Consider the following 17,282-nt stretch of genomic DNA (forward strand, 5'->3'; position numbering starts at 1 on the left):
GCCCGTGCTGCAGACCACAGACCTCGAACTCGACATCGACGAGGTGCCGTTCTCCACTCGCGGCGCCTGGATCGACCTCTCCCGAGTCGTGGGACTCCACCGGCGCTCCGACGAAGTGCATCTGGTCACCCACCAGACGGGAATGCACCCGATTCTCGGGTTGATCCCGGTGGTGGGCGACGAACCGGTCTCCGCGGACACGGTCATGATGCCGCATGTGCTCGCCTGGCGTTCGTCCGCCGGATCCATCGAGGCCGTCTTCGACGGACCGAGCGCGATCCGCCTGCGCGGCACCGGGCTCGGGATGCGGTTCGTCGCGTCGTCGGAGCTCACGCCGTTCACCGGCGGCTACCTCTTCATCGACCCGTTCGACGGTTCGACAGTTCTCACGAGCTACGAGTCCGGGCGGCGCTACCGTCTCACGGTCGTGACCGGCGATTCCCGCGTAACCGGGGCCGGTGTCGTCGGAGCGGCGGAGCGGGACATCACCCTCGACTCGGCCGTTCCGTGGGAGATCGCGCTCGAGGAGTTCGAGACGGCCGCTTCTCCGTACGATCGCCGCTCGACCTTCGACGAGCTTCTCTCCCGGCAGCGGCTCGAGTTCCAGAAGTACGCCCGCGGAGTACTCGGCGACCCCGGGGAAAGCGCTGCACAGGTGAAGGCGGCGTACGTGCTCTGGTCGGCCACTGTCTCTCCGTCGGGTTTCGTCGGTAGAGAAGCGATCCTGATGTCGAAGCACTGGATGGACAAGGTGTGGAGCTGGGATCACTGCTTCAACGCCATCGCTCTGGCCGATGCCGATCCGGATGCTGCTCTCGCCCAGTTCCTGCTGCCCTTCGACCACCAGGACGCATCGGGCGCACTGCCGGATTCCATCACTCACTCCGAGGTGCTCTACAACTTCGTCAAACCCCCGATCCACGGCTGGGCCTTCGCCCAGCTGAGGGCGCGATCCGCACGACCGTTCACCGCCGAGGAGCTGAAGCTGGTCCACGGACGATTGGCCGACTGGTCCCGCTTCTGGCTGAACTACCGTCGGGCGCCAGGAGCACCACTTCCCTACTATCAGCACGGGAACGACAGCGGCTGGGACAACTCGACCACGTTCGACGCGTCTCGGGTGATCGTCTCGCCCGATCTCGCCGCGTTCCTCCTTCTGCAGCTCCGCGAACTCAGCACCCTGGCAGCCGTTCTCGATGAATCGGGCGACGAGTGGGACTCGGCCGCTGCGGCGATCGAGTCAGCCCTGTTCTCGGAGTTGTGGACCGGCTCCGGCTTCATCGCCAAGGATGCGGTCAGCGGTGCGACGGCACCGGCGACGAGCCTGCTGAACTCGCTGCCGATCGTTCTCGGTGATCAACTGCCGCACGACGTCGCCGCTGTTCTCGCGGCGACGATCGGAGAGCACCTGACGGAGTGGGGACCGGCGACCGAGCCGGTCGCCTCCGACCTCTATGAGAGCGACGGCTATTGGCGCGGTCCGATCTGGGCACCGTCGACCTTCCTCATCGAGGACGGATTGCGGCGCGCGGGTCACACCGACCTCGCCGACCGGGTGAGCAGCAGCTTCCGTGCAGCGTGCGAGCGCTCGGGATTCGCGGAGAACTTCGACGCGGTGACCGGCGAAGGCCTCCGTGATCGCGCGTACACCTGGACCGCGAGCTGCTACCTCACTTTGACGACCGATGCGGCACGCCGCAACCGTGCCAAGACTTCAGGAGAACGATGACCGACACCCTCGACGCGACCACGGCCGGTGGTCCGGTCAGCCCGTCCCGATCGGTCTTCCGGCCGCTCGGATCGGAGGAAGCGCGCATCGTCGGCGGCTTCTGGGCGCACAAGCAGGACCTCAACGCGACCACGATCATCGACCACTGCCTCACCTGGATGGAGCGCATCGGCTGGATCGGAAACTTCGACCGTGCCGCAGACGGCACCGTCGCCGATCATCACGACGGAATCGAGTTCGTCGACTCGGAGGTCTATAAGCTGCTCGAAGCGATGGCGTGGGAACTGGGCCGAAGCAACAATTCCGAACTCGACCGGACCTACCGCTCCCTCGTCTCCCGTGTCGCGGCAGCGCAGGAGCCGGACGGCTATCTACACACCTCGTTCGGGCGTGAAGGCCAGAGGCCGAGGTTCTCCGACCTCGAATGGGGTCACGAGCTCTACTGCTTCGGGCACCTGTTCCAGGCAGCGGTCGCCCGGCTTCGAACGGGGCACGACGACCTCATCGTCGACGTCGCCCGGCGTCTCGCTGACCACGTGTACATCGAGTTCGGGCCGAACGGCCGCGACGCGATCTGCGGGCATCCCGAGATCGAACCGGCGCTCGCCGAACTAGGACGAGCACTGTCGGAACCCCGGTATCTGGAGCTCGCCCGTATCTTCATCGAGCGCCGCGGCCGCGGCCGGCTCAAGACCACACTCTTCCAATCGAGCGAGTACTTCCTCGACGACATCCCCGTGCGAGACGCGAACGTTCTGAGAGGTCACGCCGTGCGAGCGGAGTACCTCGCGGCCGGTGCCGTCGACGTTGCGACCGAGTTCGGTGACGCCGAGCTGCTCGACGCCGTGAAACGTCAGTGGACGAACACGCTGGCTGCGCGGACGTATCTCACCGGCGGAGTGGGGTCGCATCATCAGAACGAGGAGTTCGGAAGCGACTTCGAGCTGCCCGCCGATCGGGCTTACGCGGAGACCTGCGCTGCGATCGGATCGGTGATGCTCAGCTGGCGGCTGCTCCTCGCCACCGGCGAGGCCAAGTATTCGGACCTGATCGAGCGCACCCTGCTCAACGCCGTACTCGTATCACCGAGGGAGGACGGGAAAGCCTTCTACTACACGAACACCCTGCACCAGCGAACCCTCGGGTCCGAACCCGTGGAGGACGAGCTGAGCGAGCGTGCCGAAGCGAGTCTCCGGGCGCCCTGGTTCGAGGTCTCGTGCTGTCCGACCAACGTCGCCCGCACCCTGGCGAGCGTCGCGTCCTACTTCGCGACGGCGTCGTCCGATGGCCTGCAGCTCCACCAGTTCGGCGACCTCGATGTCGCGACGTCCGTCAACGGCTCGCCGGTCCGGCTGCAGATGCGAACACTCGGCTACCCCTTCGATGGACACGTCTCGATCACTGTGGAGGCGGACGACGAGCTCGAGTTGAGCGTGCGCATCCCGTCGTGGGCTGGGGATGCTGCCATCACGATCGGCGGGGGAACGCTCGCCGCCGAGGACGGGTACGTGCGCCTGCGGAGGCGCTTCGACCCGAACGAGCCGCTGCTGCTCGACCTTCCGCTGGCCCCGCGATTGACATATCCCGATCCCCGCATCGATGCACTGCGTGGCACCGCCGCCGTCGAACGCGGCCCGCTGGTGCTGTGCGTCGAATCGACCGACCTCCCCGCGGCGCTGCAGGTGGACTCCGTCAGCCTGAGAACCGGCAGCCCGCTGCGGGAGACGCCGGACGGCGCCTCGGTGTCGATCGCGATCACCGAGCCTGGCTCCGCGGTGTGGCCGTACGGCTCATCCCCGTCCGCCGACGGACGATCCGAGACGACCGTCGAACTTCGCCCCTACTTCCAGTGGGCGAACCGCGGACCGAGCACGATGAGAGTCTTCCTGCCGCTTGCCGGCGAATAGCTCCTGTTGCCGGCGAATAGCTCCTGGCCGCCATCGAAGTCATCGGCGATGGCGGCCAGGTCCCTAGCGGCAACGTCGGCGCGCCGGTCACGACAGCGCGCGATGATGATGGCGATGGCTCACAGTAGGACCCGTTGCTTCGTCGAAGAAGTGGAGGACATCGTGAACGACAGACAAGGACGTACAGACGAGGACGTGCCCAGGGAACACTCCGTCCTCGCCGAGCAGCGGTCATTGCTGAATCTGGCTTACCGGATGCTCGGCTCCCTTGCCGACGCGCAGGATGCCGTTCAAGAGGGATACGCCCGGTGGTACGGCCTTTCCGCTGAACAGCAGGAGGCGATCACATCGCCGGGCGCCTGGCTGAACACCGTCGTCAGTCGCGTATGCCTCGATCTGCTCGGCTCGGCGCGCGCCCGACGGGAGCGCTATGTCGGCGAATGGCTCCCGGAACCCGTGCCTGATGCGGTCGAGTGGCACGGCGGCGGGGCAGGGGACCCTCGTGATCCGGCGGACCGGATCACGCTCGACGAGTCTGTCGACATGGCCTTCCTGGTGATACTCGACTCGATGACTCCCGCCGAACGCGTAGCGTTTCTCCTCCACGATGTCTTCCGGTTCCCGTTCCCCGAGATCGCCGAGATCGTGGGGCGCACACCGGCGGCCTGCCGCCAACTGGCGTCTTCGGCCAGGCGTCGGATCAAAGATGCCAGGCCGGCTGCGGTTCCCGCGGCTGAACGGGCAGGAGTCGTCCGGGAGTTCAAGCGAGCATGGGAGTTGAAGGACATCGGTGCGCTGATCGAAGTCCTCGACCCGTCGGCTACAGCCGTGGCGGACGGCGGCGGCCGTGCCACTGCGTCGGTAATCCCTATCGAGGGTGGCGAGCAGATCGCCCGCTACCTCGTCGCCCTCGCACAGCGAGCCGGTGCGTTGGCGCTGCTCGAACGTACGGTCAACGGCCAGCCGGGCCTCGTCGCGATCGACGAGGGCGTCACGGTCGCCGTGTACGCATTCGACATCGCGGAGCACCGTGTCCAACGGCTCTGGGTCATCAGGAACCCCGAGAAGCTGCGCAACTGGGCCTAGGCCGGGAACCGTCCCTCACATTCCGCAGGCTGCGTCGTCGTACTGATGAAACGACTTGTTCACGACCCCCGGAGGAAGATATGGATCCGTCGACCACGACAACACCTCACTTCGCATTGCATCTGATCGTCGACGACATCGAGCGCAGCATCGCATGGTACGAGCAGGCTCTGGGCGCGACGGTGACCCGGATCCTTCGCCTGCCGGATGGGTCCATCGCGACTGCTGACCTGCGCGTGCACGGTCTGCAGCTCGCTCTGGCTAAGCCGGTTCCGGGCACGACGCTGGCCGCTCCCTCCTCGACCGGGGTCTCCGTGGCTGCCTACCGGCTCGGTGTCGACGATGCCGACGCGGCGATGCAGCAGGCGGTGGCGGGCGGGGCGGTGGTGAGCGCTGACGTTCATGACGCGTTCTGGGGTGTCCGGACGGGTGAGGTTCTCGACCCTTCCGGGCATCGCTGGGCGTTCGATCAGCACCTGCGGGAGGTGCCGGACGAGGAGATCGAGAATCGCCTGGCCGAGCTTCAGCAGCGGAAGCCGTCATGACCGGCGTGACGCCGGCCGCACTCTTCACCGAACCGGCATCCGCGTCTCGGTTGGAACGGGTCGCCGATGCCCTGAGTGCTCGGGGGTTCGCCGCTGAAGTGCTCGATGGTCCGGATGCGGCGCGAGTTCGCGTTCGGCAACTGATTCCCGAAAGCGCCAGTGTGTTCACCAGCGCGAGCGAGACGCTTCGTCTCTCCGGCATCGAAGGCGATATCAATGCCAGCGGCCGCTACAACGCGCTGAAGCCCCTCGCGGTGAGCATGGACCGTGCCACCCAGCTGAACGACATCCGACAGCTGCTCGCCGCGCCCGACGTCGTCGTCGGTAGTGTCGCAGCCGTCACGGAAGCGGGCTCGCTAGTCATCGCTTCCGCAACCGGAAGTCAGCTGCCCTCATACTCCGGAGGCGCTGCCAACCGGATCTGGGTCGTGGGAGCGCAGAAGATCGTTCCCGACCTGAGCACTGCGTTGGAGCGCATCGAGCAACACTGCCTCCCGCTGGAGAGTGGTCGTGCCCAGGCCCTTTATGGCGCGCCGAGTGCAGTGAACCACGTCCTCGTCCTGAACGCAGAGCCGCAACCCGGTCGCAGCACAGTACTACTGCTGCGCGCTGCCATCGGATTCTGATCCGGCCGGCATGACAAGCACGATGACACACGAATGAGCGGGAGGAGTGGAGCAATGCCGACACAACACGAGGTGGACGAAGCCGCGATCCGACGCCAGGTCGACAGGCTCGCATACTGCCTGCATGCGAAGGATGTCGAAGGCCTACGCCGGCTGTACACAACGGACGTCGTGTCCTTCGACATCGACCCGCCGCTGCAGCATGTCGGGCTCGACGCGAAAATGAAGAACTGGGAGAACGCGTTCGCGTTCTTCGACGAGCTCGCATACGAGATCCGCGATTTCACGGTGGTGGCGAGTGACGATGTCGCATTCGGGCACGGCTTCGGCCGGTTGAGTGGGACGCTGAAGAACGGGGTGGCGACAAGCGGGATGTGGGTTCGCGCCACATTCGGCTTTCGGAGACTCGGAGACGGGTGGGTGATCGCCCACGACCAGGTCTCTGTCCCGCTCGACATCGCAACCGGCAACGGCGTCACCGATCTGGAGCCTGCGACCAGGAGCACCGACGAGCCGGAGTGAGTCCGCACAATGTTGGACCGAGTCGGTCATGGGGTCAGGACGATGCGGCCGAAGACGGTGCCCTCGTCCATGAGGCGGTGCGCCTCCGCCGCACGCTCGAGCGGCATGATCGCGTGGACGACGGGGTGGAGTTCGCGGCGCGCGGTCGCCTCGAACAGTTGGGTGCGAGCGGACGATCGCGTGGACGGGGCGATGGAGGCGAGGCTGAAGGTGGCGACGGATCGTGACTCCTGGAAGCTCTGTAGGAGGCGCATCCCGAAGTCCGCGGGCGGGAAGCCCGCCACAGCGCCGACGAGCACCATGCGGCCATTGGGTGCGAGCCGGTCGATGAAGGTCGGCACGGCGTCGCCTCCGACGATGTCCACGATCACGTCGAACCGCCGGACGATACCGCCGCTGCCGTTGCCGGATCGGTCGAGCACGTCGGTGGCTCCGAGTGCCGCGAGCCGCCGCCCGCGCTCCGCGGATGACGTGGTCACGGCGACCACGGACGCTCCTCCGCGTGCGGCGAGCTCCACCGCGGCAATGCCGATACTGCCCGCCGCGCCGCGGATCAGGACCGACTCGCCGGAAGCGAAGGGTGCTCGGGCAAGGGCGAACCTGGCGACGGTGGCGGCGCTGCCGATCGTCACGGCGTCCACCGGCGACAGGCCGGCGGAGAGCGGGGTCACGTCGACCGCCTCCGCGACGACGAGCTCACCGTAACCGCCCGCCGTGCCCGTGAACGCCCAGACGTGCTGACCGATCCATGAGGGAGCAACGCCGGCACCCACGCCGATGATCGTGCCGGCGACCTCGCTGCCAGGGATCATCCCACGCGGGTAGCCGGAGCCGAGCGTTCCCCGCCGGATGACCGCGTCGACGCCGCCTACCCCGATCGCCTCCGTCTCGATCAGCACCTGCCCGGCGCCAGGTTCTGGTGCGGGGAGATCAACCACCGCCATCCCGCCCGGGTCGCCGAATTCCTGGATCGCAATCGCACGCACGTGTTCTCCTTCTCGCTGCGGTATTCTCTTCACGGTAGTGGACGCCCCCGTCCGCTTGGCCGAAGTGAGAACGACAAGAGGGTGCATGACTCAGATGCTCCGCGCAGATGCGCAGGACAACCGGGACCGCATCCTCACGACAGCGCGCACGCTCTTCTCGGAACGCGGCCTCGACGTCGGGATGCGCGAGGTCGCCCGCCGCGCTGAGGTCGGCCCCGCCACGCTGTACCGTCGGTTCCCGACGAAACAGGCACTGATCGACGAGGCATTCGACATCGAGCTGGCAGCGTGCCGCACGATCGTCGAAGAAGGCTGTGCCGATCCCGATCCGTGGCACGGCTTCACCACGGTCATCGAGCGCCTGACCGCCCTCAACGTCCGCAACCACGGCTTCGTCGACGCCTTCCTCTCCGTCGGCCCCGGCGCAGCTGTGTTCGCCCAGCATCGACGCGAACTGCTTGGGATGCTGGGCGGCCTCGCCGCGAGGGCGAAGAGGCGAGGACGACTGCGGCCCGACTTCACGATCGACGACCTGGTGCTCGTACTGCTCGCCGGCCGCGGGCTGGCATCCGTGTCCGCGCCTAGCCGGGATGCGGCAGCGCGTCGGTTCGCCACGCTCGCCGTCGACGCCTTGCGGGCAGAACGCGACGCGACCCCCTGAGGATGAGCCTGCTGGCGGGCTTGCGGGTCGGCTGCCGGCTGAGTCGACCGGCAGCCGACGGGTTCACACCCCGACCGAGCGACGCTTGTTGTACACGTCGAACGCGACGGCCGCGAGCAGCACGAGCCCCTTGATGAGCAGCTGATAGTCGCTGTCGACGCCCAGGATGGACATGCCGTTGTTCAGCACGCCGATGATCAGGCCACCGATGATCGCGCCTGGCACCGTGCCGATGCCGCCGGTGACCGCGGCGCCACCGATGAACACCGCGGAGATCGCGTCGAGCTCGAACCCTGTTCCTGCGCTCGGACTCGCCAGATTGAGGCCCGCGGTGAACACCAGGCCGGCGATCGCCGAGATCACCCCCATGTTCACGAAGAGCAGGAAGGTCACCCGCTTCGTCTTGACGCCGGAGAGCTGCGCGGCCGCCAAGTTGCCACCGATCGCGTAGATGTGCCGTCCGAATACCGACCGGTTCATGATCGCCGTGTAGCCGACGACCAGCGCGCCCAGGATGATCAGCACGATCGGCGTGCCGTTGTAGCTCGCGAGCAGGAGCGTGACGATCATCACGAGCAGCACCAGGAAGACGACCTTGAGGAGGAACCACCAGATCGGTTCGTCCTCGAGATCGTATTTGCGGCGCACCAGGCGTTGACGGACGGCTCCGGCAACGATCGCGATGGATGCCAGGAGGCCGATGATCAGTGTGAGCGGTTCGTAGCCCGACGTGCCGAACGTGGGGAGGAAGCCTGAGCCGATCGCCCGGAACTCTTTCGGGAAGAAGGAGATCTGCTGGTTGCCGAGAGCGATCTGGGCCGCACCGCGGAAGACGAGCATGCCCGCCAGCGTCACGATGAAGGCCGGGATTCCGAAGTAGGCGATCCAATATCCCTGCCAGGCGCCGACCAGAGCCCCGAGCACGAGGCAGAGCACGACGGCGAGCGGCCACGGAAGGTGCCAGGTCGAGATCATGACGCCGGCCATGGCGCCGATAAAGGCCACGACGCTACCGACGGAGAGGTCGATGTGCCCCGCGATGATCACCATCACCATGCCGACCGCCAGAATCAGGATGTAGCTGTTCTGGACGATGAGGTTGGAGACGTTGATCGGCGCGAGCGTGATGCCGTTGGTCGTGATCTGGAAGAACAGCACGATCACGATCAGTGCGATGAACAGGCCGATCTGGCGGAGCTGGCTGGTCAGGTAGTTGAGGGCGGTGGTGAGCGCTTTCATGCTGTGGTCTTCTCGCGTTCCTGGGTCATGAGTTGCATGAGGTATTCGGCGGTTGCCTTCTCGCGGGGGACATCCGCCGTGATGCGCCCCTCGCTCAGGGTGTAGATGCGGTCGCAGATCCCGAGGAGTTCCGGCAGTTCGGACGAGATGACGATGATCCCTTTGCCCGCATCGGCGAGCCGGTCGATGATCGTGTAGATCTCGTACTTGGCGCCGACGTCGATGCCGCGGGTGGGCTCGTCGAGGATGAGCACGTCGGGGTCGGCGTACATCCATTTGGACAGCACGACCTTCTGCTGGTTGCCGCCGGAGAGCTTGCCGGTCAGCGTGGAGACGCTCGGCGTCTTGATGTTCATGCTCTTGCGGTAGCCCTCGGCGACGGTGCGCTCTTTGAGTTCGTTGACGAACTTGAGCCAATCGACGAGCTTGTCGAGGGCGGCGATCGAGATGTTCCGCTGGATGTTGTCGATCAGATTGAGTCCGTAGCGCTTGCGGTCTTCGGTGGAGTAGGCGATGCCGTTCGCGATCGCCTTCGAGACGGTGTTCACCGAGATCGGTTCGCCGCGTTTGTAGACCTGGCCGCTGATGTTGACGCCGTAGCTGCGCCCGAAGACGCTCATCGCGAGTTCTGTGCGGCCGGCGCCCATCAGCCCGGCGATCCCCACGATCTCCCCGGCGTGCACCGTGAGATTCGCTCCGTCGACGACCTTGCGCGTGCGGTCGAGCGGGTGGTGCACGGTCCAGTCCTCGATACGCAGGAGTTCCTCGCCGATGTGCGGCACGTGATCCGGGAAGCGGCTCGCGACATCCCGGCCGACCATCCCCTTGATGATCCGGTTCTCACTGGTGTCGTCGCCGCGCATCTCGAGCGTCTCGATCGTCTTGCCGTCGCGGATGATCGTCACCCGGTCGGCGATCGCTTTGATCTCGTTGAGCTTGTGGCTGATGATGATCGACGTGATCCCGTGCTCCTGGAGCTGGCGGATCAGCTCGAGGAGATGCGCCGAGTCGTCGTCGTTGAGGGCGGCGGTCGGCTCATCCAGGATGAGGATGCGCACTTCTTTCGAGAGCGCTTTCGCGATCTCGACGAGTTGCTGCTTGCCGACGCCGATGTCTTTGATCTTCGTGATCGGGTTGTCGCGCAGCCCGACCCGTCGCAGCAGTTTGCCGGCCTCGAGGTTCGTCTCGTTCCAGTCGATGAACCCGCCGTGCTGCCGCTCATTGCCGAGGTAGATGTTCTCGGCGATCGAGAGGTAGGGCGACAGCGCGAGCTCCTGGTGGATGATCACGATGCCGGCCGATTCGGAGTCATTGATCGACTTGAACTCGACGGGTTCGCCGTTGAGGAGGATCTCGCCGTCGAACGTGCCGTGCGGGTACACCCCGGACAGGACCTTCATGAGCGTCGACTTTCCTGCGCCGTTCTCGCCGCAGATGGCATGCACGGAACCCTCTTCGATCGAGATCGAGACATCCTGCAGGGCCTTGACGCCGGGGAAGGTCTTCGAGATGTTTCGCATCTCGAGAATCGTGGTGGACATGGTCTCCCTTGCTTCGTCGCGTGCGGGTGGGCGTGGCCGATGACCACGCCCACCCGTCTGATGCCCGGCGGGGCTACTTCAGGTCGGATTCCTTGTAGTAGCCGCTGTCGATCAGCACCTTCTGGTAGTTGTCCTTGGTGACGACGACCGGCTGGAAGAGGTAGCTCGGCACGATCTTGGTCTTGTTGTCGTAGCTCTTCGTGTCGTTCACCTCGGGCTTCGTGCCGGTGAGGATGTCGTTGGCCATCTTGGCGGCCTCGTTGGCGAGCTGGCGGGTGTCCTTGTAGATCGTCGAGTACTGCGTGCCGGCGATGATCTGCTTCACGCTGGCGACCTCGGCGTCCTGGCCGGTGATGATCGGGAGCTTCTTCCCGCCCGACCCGTAGCCTGCGCCCTCGAGTGCGCTCAGGATGCCGTCGGAGAGTCCGTCGTACGGTGAGAGCACGCCCTGCACGGCTGCTCCGCCGGAGTAGGACTTGGCGACCAGGTCCTGCATGCGCGCCTTGGCGGTCGCCGGGTCCCAACGCAGGATGGCCACCTGGTTGAACGCGGTCTGCCCGCTTTTCACCACGAGAGTGCCGTCGGCGATGTACGGCTTCAGCGTGTCCATCGCCCCGTTGAAGAAGAACGTCGCGTTGTTGTCGTCGGGGCTACCGGCGAAGACCTCGATGTTGAACGGACCCTTGGCTCCGGTCTTGTTGCCGGAAGCGTCGAGAACGCCGAGACCGGTCAGCAGGGAGTTGGCCTGGTAGACGCCGACTTTGTAGTTGTCGAACGACACGTAGTAGTCGACATTCTTGTCGCCCGTCAGCAAGCGGTCGTACGAGATGACCTTGATGCCCGCCTTCGCTGCCGCGTCGAGCTGGTCGGTCAGAGAACCGCCGTCGATGGAGGCGACGATGAGGACCTTCGCGCCCTTGGTGATCATCGTGTTGACCTGCTGCACCTGCGTGGGGATGTCGTTGTTCGCGTACTCCAGATCGACTTTGTAGCCGTTCTTCTCGAGGTCGCTCTTGACGGCGTTGCCGTCGGCGATCCAGCGCTCGGACACCTTGGTCGGCATCGCGACGCCGACCAGCGCGCCCTTGTTGTCCGTGCTTCCTTCGCCGGATCCTGTCGCCGGCCGACCGCCGGAACATGCAGCGAGCATGATGGCCACGCTGATAGCAGCGGCCCCGATCGCGATTCTCTTGAACTTCACTGTGATTCCCTTCCAGAGAGGTAGTGGGCCGCGCGCAGATCGCGCGCGGATTCCAGTGATCGGGAAACGGTCCTTCGCGGTGCGGGCAGTACCTCGGCGGCGTCGTGGAGCGAATCGCTTCCTTGCAACTCGTGGTCCATCGTGTGTGCGACTCCCTCGTCGTCCGCTAGGTTTGTCCCAAATCTGTGACCGGTCCCAGAACGGTAAGACGTTATGCCCCATCTCACCCACGCGTCAAGCAGCACGCCGCAAGTCGTCTCCGACGGGCGCCCATCGGCTGTGGGCCGCGCGCCATCCGTCGGCTCTAAGATCAGCACATCACCGCGAGTGCCGGCGTCGCCGCCGCACCGCCCGGAACCGGAGCAGGTATGACGGACAAGGTCGAAGACGGGTCCTCCCGCCCGCTGTCGATCCGCGACATCGCCCGGCTCGCCGGCGTCTCGCGCCAGACGGTCTCCCGCGTGCTCAACGGGGAGCGATACATCAAGCCGTCGACCGAGGCGCAGGTGCGCAAGGTCATCGACGAGCTCGCGTGGCGCCCCAACAGCGCCGCGCGCGCTCTGGCCACGTCCCGGTTCAAGACGATCGGGGTCGTCGTCACGGCGCGATCCCACTATGGGCCCTTCAGTGCTGCGGCGGCCGTCGACCAAGCGGCACGAGCGCGTGGGTACGCGATCGTGTCGGCGACACTCGCCCGTGAAGACGAGGCGAGTCTCGCCGCGGCGCTGGACACGTTTCTTGCGCACGGCGTCGACGGAGTGGTGATGATCGCTCCGCAGCAGCGGGCTCACGAGGCGCTGCAGCGTGTCTCGATCCGGGTGCCGTTCATCAGCCTCCAATGGCGGGATGCGCCCGGTGAGCGGGTCATCGCGTTCGACCAGCGGGAAGGAGCGAGGCTCGCCACCCGACATCTCCTCGAGCTCGGCCATTCGCGCATCCTGCACCTAGCGGGTCCCCAGGACTGGAACGAGGCCGAGGAGCGGATGCACGGATTCCTCGAGGAGATGTCGTCATGGGACATCGCCCCTCCGCCGCCCGCGCTCGGGGACTGGACGTCCGATCTCGGCTACGACGTCGGGCTCAAGCTCCTTCGTCCGCGCGACTTCACCGCGGTGTTCGCCTCCAATGATCAGATGGCTCTCGGCATCATCCACGCCGCGGCGGATCTCGGGCTCTCGGTCCCCGGCGACATCAGCGTCGTCGGCTTCGACGACATCCCGGAGGCGAAGCATTTCTCGCCCCCGTTGACGACGGTGCGTCAGGACTTCAGCCTGCTCGGCATCGGTGCGATCGACCTGCTCATCGCCGAGATCGAAGGCTCGACCCCGCCCGAGCCGGCCCACTTTCCGGTGCCGGAATTGATCGTGCGCACGAGCACCGCTGCGCTCATGCCTTGATCCCCCGCGCGAGCTTGCGCGCAGAATTCCGTGGGCTGACGCGCCGCGACGCCCCCGTCTGAGCCCGAGCCCTGATCCACCGCCACGACTGGAAGCGTCCGGGCTGGCGGCAGCCTGTCAGCGAGGGCTAGACACGGCCCTGGGTAGCGTGCGAGTACATGCGCCGGACCGCTAACGGAACACTGCTCTGGCCGAGACCGCGACCGCTATGTCCGCCTCCATCAGCAGCAGGTGCAGCGCGACGGTCCAGTCCTCCCGGTCCGCCCCGCCGATGGACTCATCCCCGGGGCACCGTGCCTGGTAGCCGTTGCCCCATTCCCTGACGATACCGGCGTACCGGCCGTTCGCGGTGACCGACCACCGGGCGTGGCCCAGGTACCCGAGCGCGACCTCGACGTGGCCATCGAGCACGGCCACTTCGAGGCCTGCATCCCCACGAGGCAGACGAGCGTTCATTGTCTGATGAGTGAACCGCCGGCCCGACGCCGCGACAGCGCATCGACGGTCGCGGCGAGAATGAGGACGCCGCCCGTGACCAAGAAGTTCACGCCGCCGGGGAGGTTGAGCAGGCCGAGACCGTTCGTGATGACGGCGATCACCAGGGCGCCGATCGCGGCGTGGATGAGCCGTCCGCGTCCGCCGAAAAGGCTGACGCCGCCGACCACCGCGGCCGCGATACCGCTGAGTACGATGTCGCGGCCGAACGCCGCATCCACCGACCCCACCTTGCTCGCACTGAACACGCCGGAGACGACGGCGAGGGTGGAGCACACTGCGAAGGCGGCCCACTTGATCGCGATCACCTTCACGCCCGCACGGCGGGCGGCCTCCGCGTTGCCACCGATCGCGTATATGTAGCGGCCGAACCGGGTTCGATCGAGCACGAACGTGCCGAGCCAGAGGATCGCGAGAGTGATCGGAACCACGATGGGCACGCCGGACACGGCGAGGAAGCCCGTGCCGCGGTCCTGATTGAGGAGGGCCACGACAACTCCGCCGGCGACGGCGATCGCTATGAGACGAGCCCACACCAGGGCGATCGTGCGATTCGGCACACCCGCTCGCGTGCGTCGACGGCGATCGAAGTAGGACGTGCCCGCGGAGACCAGAAGCATGATGGCCAGCATCACCCACCCGCCCCAGGTGGGGAGGTTGCTGTTCTGGATCGCCAGGATCTCGGCCTGCTGGATGCGATAGAGGCCGCCATTGCCGATGATGATGAGCTGCACCCCTTGAAAGCCGAGGAACAGACCGAGTGTCACCACGAACGAGGGGATCCCGACGCGGGCGACGAAGAACCCGATGAACAGGCCGATGATGACGCCGGCGACGAGGGCGACGATGAGCGCCACGATCCAGTTCATGGCGAGGCCACCTGGGTCGGAGAGCACGACGAACAGAGACATCGCTACGCCCGAGGTGACACCGGCGGAGAGGTCGATCTCTCCGAGCAGGATCACGAATACCAAGGCCATCGCCAGCATCACGAGCGTTGCCGCCTGGGTCAGGAGGTTCGCGAAGTTGCGCTCCGTCAGGAAGTACGGGCTGAGCAGAGTGAACAGGATGCTCAGCACAATGAACCCGGCGATGGCGGGGAGCGCGCCCATGTCGCCATTGCGGAGTCGCTGCAGGTAGGCAGTCACCTGATCGCGGAGGTTGCCCTCCTGGCCGCTTCCGATGAGGTCGGGCGGCGACGTCTCCGGCGCGGGGGTCACTGATTCTTCGAGTGCGCTCATCTCTCTGCTCCCGTGTAGGTCTTGCTGCCGGTGATGTATCCGACGACATCGTCGCTGGTCGTCTTGGATCTCTCGACGGAGGCCACCATCTGGCCGAGGTAGAGAACGTTGATGTGGTCGGCGACTTGGAAGACGTCGACCAGGTTGTGGCTGATCATCAAGACGCCGACGCCGCGTTCGGCAAGTCGTTTGACGAGCGAGAGCACCTGTTCGGTCTGTGCGACACCGAGTGCGGCCGTCGGCTCGTCGAGGATGACGACTCTGGCGGACTTGAGCACGGAACGCGCGATGGCGACCGTCTGTCGTTGCCCACCGGAGAGCGACGACACCTTCTGCCGCACCGACTTGACCGTCCGCACGGACAGCGAGCGCAGGGTCTCGGATGCCTCGCGTTCCATCCGGCCCTCGTCGAAGGTGCCGGCGGCGAGTTCCTCGCGACCGAGGAACATGTTCTGGACGATATCCAGGTTGTCGCAGAGCGCGAGGTCCTGGTATACGACTTCGATGCCCAGCCGTGCGGCCTCGCGAGGGTTGTGCAATGCGACGAGCTCGCCGTCGACCCTCACCTCGCCCTCATCGTAGGGTTGCACCCCGGCGAGGCCCTTGATCAGCGTCGACTTTCCGGCGCCGTTGTCGCCGACGAGTGCCGTGACCTTACCGGGATAGATGCTGAGCGAGACGCCCTTGAGGACGCTCACTGGACCGAAGCTCTTCTTGACGTCGGTCAGTTCGATGATGGGCGAGTTCATGCCTGATTCCTTGATCTCGGACGCCCCAATCGCTCAGGCGTCGCGGTCCTCGTGAGGGAGAGACGGCCGCGGGGTCGCCCGGGCCGTCCACGAGAAGACTCCGCGTCGCATCCTCTGGGACGACGCGGAGCCTTCTCGTCTGGCTATCTGTCTACTTGACGCCGTACTTGGCGCACGCTGCGGCGACCTCAGCCGTGCAGATGTCGGATGCCTTCGCGTCGCCGGCGGTGACGACCGTCTCGACCTTCTCCGGGGTGATCAGGATCGGGGTGGTGGCGATGAACGGCTTTCCGTACAGCTGGGTATCCGTTGACGGCTTGTTGCCCTTCAGCAACTGGATCGCCAGTTTGGATGCCGCGTCGGCCTCGAGCTTGAACGGCTTGTAGACCGTGGCGGTCTGCTTGCCGAGAAGCACGTTCTGCAGTCCGGCGGTCGAGGCGTCCTGTCCGGAGACGGGAACCTTCAGTCCGTTCTTGTCGAGAACCGTGATGATGCCAGCTGCGTTGGTGTCGTTGGCAGCCCAGACGGCGTCGACCTTACCGCCGAGCGAGGTCAGGGCCTGCTCGAAGTTGGTCGCCGACTTCTGGCCGTCCCAGACACCGGTCGGCTCAGCGGCCGGCTTGATTCCAGCGGCGCTCATCACTTCGACGGCACCATCGTGGAAGAGCTTGGCATTGCCGTCGGTCGGGTCTCCACCCATGTACACGACCTTCGCTGTCGCGGGGTCCTTGCCTGCGGCCTTGAGACCGTCGACGACGGACTGGCCTTCCAGTGCGCCGACCTTCTTGTTGTCGAAGGACACGTAGTAGTCGGCGAGCATCGACGGGTTGGCCGCGGTGCCTGTGGTGATCGGACGGTCGTATGCGATGACCGGGATGCCCTGCTTCTGGGCCTTCTCGGTCACGGCGACGGCGGCACCGTTGTAGTCGACCAGGATCATGACGCCACAGCCCTTGGTGAGCTGCTGGTCGGCGATCGTGGCGTATTTGTTCGGGTCGCCTTGCGCGTTCTGGATGTCGGCGGTGAAGCCGGCATCGGTGAACGCCTTGTCGAGGGCGGGGCGGTCGCCGTTCTCCCATCGTGGGGATGATGACGAGTCGGGAAGGATGACGCACGCCCGGGTGGCCGTGGCGGCGCCTGTGCTGGTACCGGAGCCGCCGCTGCCTGATCCGGAACAAGCGCTGAGCAGCAGCGCGGACGCTGCAACAACCAGTGTGACGGGGATCAATGAAGACTTCTTCATGTCTCTCCCTTTCTCATGCGAGGAGGGCACTCTCCTGGGTGGCCAGGCTCGACGGTGAGCGATGGCTCCTAAAGTGTGTGCCTATTCGGTGTGTGTGGCAACATATTCCGGTAA

16 protein-coding genes are annotated in these 17,282 nt (G+C 65.8%); 8 read left to right on the forward strand and 8 right to left on the reverse strand.

Going from position 1 to position 17,282, the window contains the following annotated elements:
- Window positions 1-4: 4 nt before the first annotated feature.
- The 6 genes from PKE84_RS08500 to PKE84_RS08525 all read left to right on the forward strand — a co-directional run bounded on the left by PKE84_RS08500 (window position 5) and on the right by PKE84_RS08525 (window position 6,415).
- Window positions 5-1,729, forward strand: a complete 1,725-nt coding sequence (locus tag PKE84_RS08500; RefSeq protein ID WP_271176795.1) for an amylo-alpha-1,6-glucosidase — start codon at window positions 5-7, stop codon at window positions 1,727-1,729.
- Window positions 1,726-3,636, forward strand: a complete 1,911-nt coding sequence (locus PKE84_RS08505) for a glycoside hydrolase family 127 protein (protein ID WP_271176796.1) — start codon at window positions 1,726-1,728, stop codon at window positions 3,634-3,636. The genes PKE84_RS08500 and PKE84_RS08505 overlap by 4 nt, the downstream gene beginning before the upstream one ends.
- 150 nt (window positions 3,637-3,786) lie before the next feature.
- Window positions 3,787-4,722, forward strand: a complete 936-nt coding sequence (gene sigJ, locus PKE84_RS08510; protein ID WP_271176797.1) for an RNA polymerase sigma factor SigJ — start codon at window positions 3,787-3,789, stop codon at window positions 4,720-4,722.
- Window positions 4,723-4,802: 80 nt separating this feature from the next.
- The gene (locus PKE84_RS08515; protein WP_271176798.1) at window positions 4,803-5,267 is read left to right on the forward strand and encodes a VOC family protein; all 465 of its coding nucleotides are present in this window, start codon (window positions 4,803-4,805) and stop codon (window positions 5,265-5,267) included.
- Window positions 5,264-5,893 carry an LUD domain-containing protein gene (locus PKE84_RS08520; protein ID WP_271176799.1) on the forward strand — a complete coding sequence of 210 codons (630 nt, stop codon included), beginning with the start codon at window positions 5,264-5,266 and terminating at the stop codon, window positions 5,891-5,893. Before PKE84_RS08515 ends, PKE84_RS08520 begins: the two co-directional genes overlap by 4 nt.
- A gap of 54 nt (window positions 5,894-5,947) precedes the next feature.
- Window positions 5,948-6,415, forward strand: coding sequence for a YybH family protein (locus tag PKE84_RS08525; protein ID WP_271176800.1), 468 nt, complete (start codon window positions 5,948-5,950; stop codon window positions 6,413-6,415).
- Window positions 6,416-6,441: 26 nt separating this feature from the next.
- Here PKE84_RS08525 and PKE84_RS08530 read toward each other — a convergent pair whose 3' ends face one another.
- A complete protein-coding gene (locus PKE84_RS08530) occupies window positions 6,442-7,401 on the reverse strand; it encodes a zinc-binding dehydrogenase (protein ID WP_271176801.1) in 960 nt (319 codons plus the stop codon).
- A gap of 85 nt (window positions 7,402-7,486) precedes the next feature.
- Here PKE84_RS08530 and PKE84_RS08535 point away from each other — a divergent pair, with 85 nt between their 5' ends.
- Window positions 7,487-8,062: a TetR/AcrR family transcriptional regulator gene (locus PKE84_RS08535; protein WP_271176802.1), complete on the forward strand. Its 576-nt coding sequence runs from the start codon at window positions 7,487-7,489 to the stop codon at window positions 8,060-8,062.
- A 63-nt stretch (window positions 8,063-8,125) separates the two neighbouring features.
- On the opposite strand, the gene mmsB is transcribed toward PKE84_RS08535, so the two are convergent.
- From mmsB to chvE, 3 genes are all read right to left on the reverse strand, one after another.
- Entirely contained in the window at window positions 8,126-9,301 is a 1,176-nt protein-coding gene (mmsB, locus tag PKE84_RS08540; protein ID WP_271176803.1) for a multiple monosaccharide ABC transporter permease, read from the reverse strand.
- Window positions 9,298-10,842 (reverse strand): multiple monosaccharide ABC transporter ATP-binding protein, encoded by a 1,545-nt coding sequence (mmsA, locus tag PKE84_RS08545; protein WP_271176804.1) that lies wholly within the window; start codon window positions 10,840-10,842, stop codon window positions 9,298-9,300. Before mmsA ends, mmsB begins: the two co-directional genes overlap by 4 nt.
- Before the next feature lie 73 nt (window positions 10,843-10,915).
- Window positions 10,916-12,043, reverse strand: coding sequence for a multiple monosaccharide ABC transporter substrate-binding protein (gene chvE, locus PKE84_RS08550; RefSeq protein WP_309297482.1), 1,128 nt, complete (start codon window positions 12,041-12,043; stop codon window positions 10,916-10,918).
- Window positions 12,044-12,411: 368 nt separating this feature from the next.
- Between chvE and PKE84_RS08555 the strand changes: the two genes are divergently transcribed.
- A complete protein-coding gene (locus PKE84_RS08555; RefSeq protein ID WP_271176805.1) occupies window positions 12,412-13,440 on the forward strand; it encodes a LacI family DNA-binding transcriptional regulator in 1,029 nt (342 codons plus the stop codon).
- Window positions 13,441-13,611: 171 nt separating this feature from the next.
- Here PKE84_RS08555 and PKE84_RS08560 read toward each other — a convergent pair whose 3' ends face one another.
- From PKE84_RS08560 to PKE84_RS08575, 4 genes are all read right to left on the reverse strand, one after another.
- On the reverse strand, window positions 13,612-13,896 hold the full coding sequence (locus tag PKE84_RS08560) for a hypothetical protein (RefSeq protein WP_271176806.1): 285 nt from the start codon (window positions 13,894-13,896) through the stop codon (window positions 13,612-13,614).
- Window positions 13,893-15,176 carry a sugar ABC transporter permease gene (locus PKE84_RS08565; protein ID WP_271176807.1) on the reverse strand — a complete coding sequence of 428 codons (1,284 nt, stop codon included), beginning with the start codon at window positions 15,174-15,176 and terminating at the stop codon, window positions 13,893-13,895. Before PKE84_RS08565 ends, PKE84_RS08560 begins: the two co-directional genes overlap by 4 nt.
- A complete protein-coding gene (locus tag PKE84_RS08570) occupies window positions 15,173-15,925 on the reverse strand; it encodes an ATP-binding cassette domain-containing protein (RefSeq protein WP_271176808.1) in 753 nt (250 codons plus the stop codon). Before PKE84_RS08570 ends, PKE84_RS08565 begins: the two co-directional genes overlap by 4 nt.
- A 151-nt stretch (window positions 15,926-16,076) precedes the next feature.
- The gene (locus PKE84_RS08575; protein ID WP_271176809.1) at window positions 16,077-17,168 is read right to left on the reverse strand and encodes a sugar ABC transporter substrate-binding protein; all 1,092 of its coding nucleotides are present in this window, start codon (window positions 17,166-17,168) and stop codon (window positions 16,077-16,079) included.
- Window positions 17,169-17,282: the final 114 nt, after the last annotated feature.

Origin of the sequence: Leifsonia poae, from assembly GCF_027921845.1 — a bacterium.
GTDB classification, from domain to species: Bacteria; Actinomycetota; Actinomycetes; order Actinomycetales; family Microbacteriaceae; genus Leifsonia; species Leifsonia poae.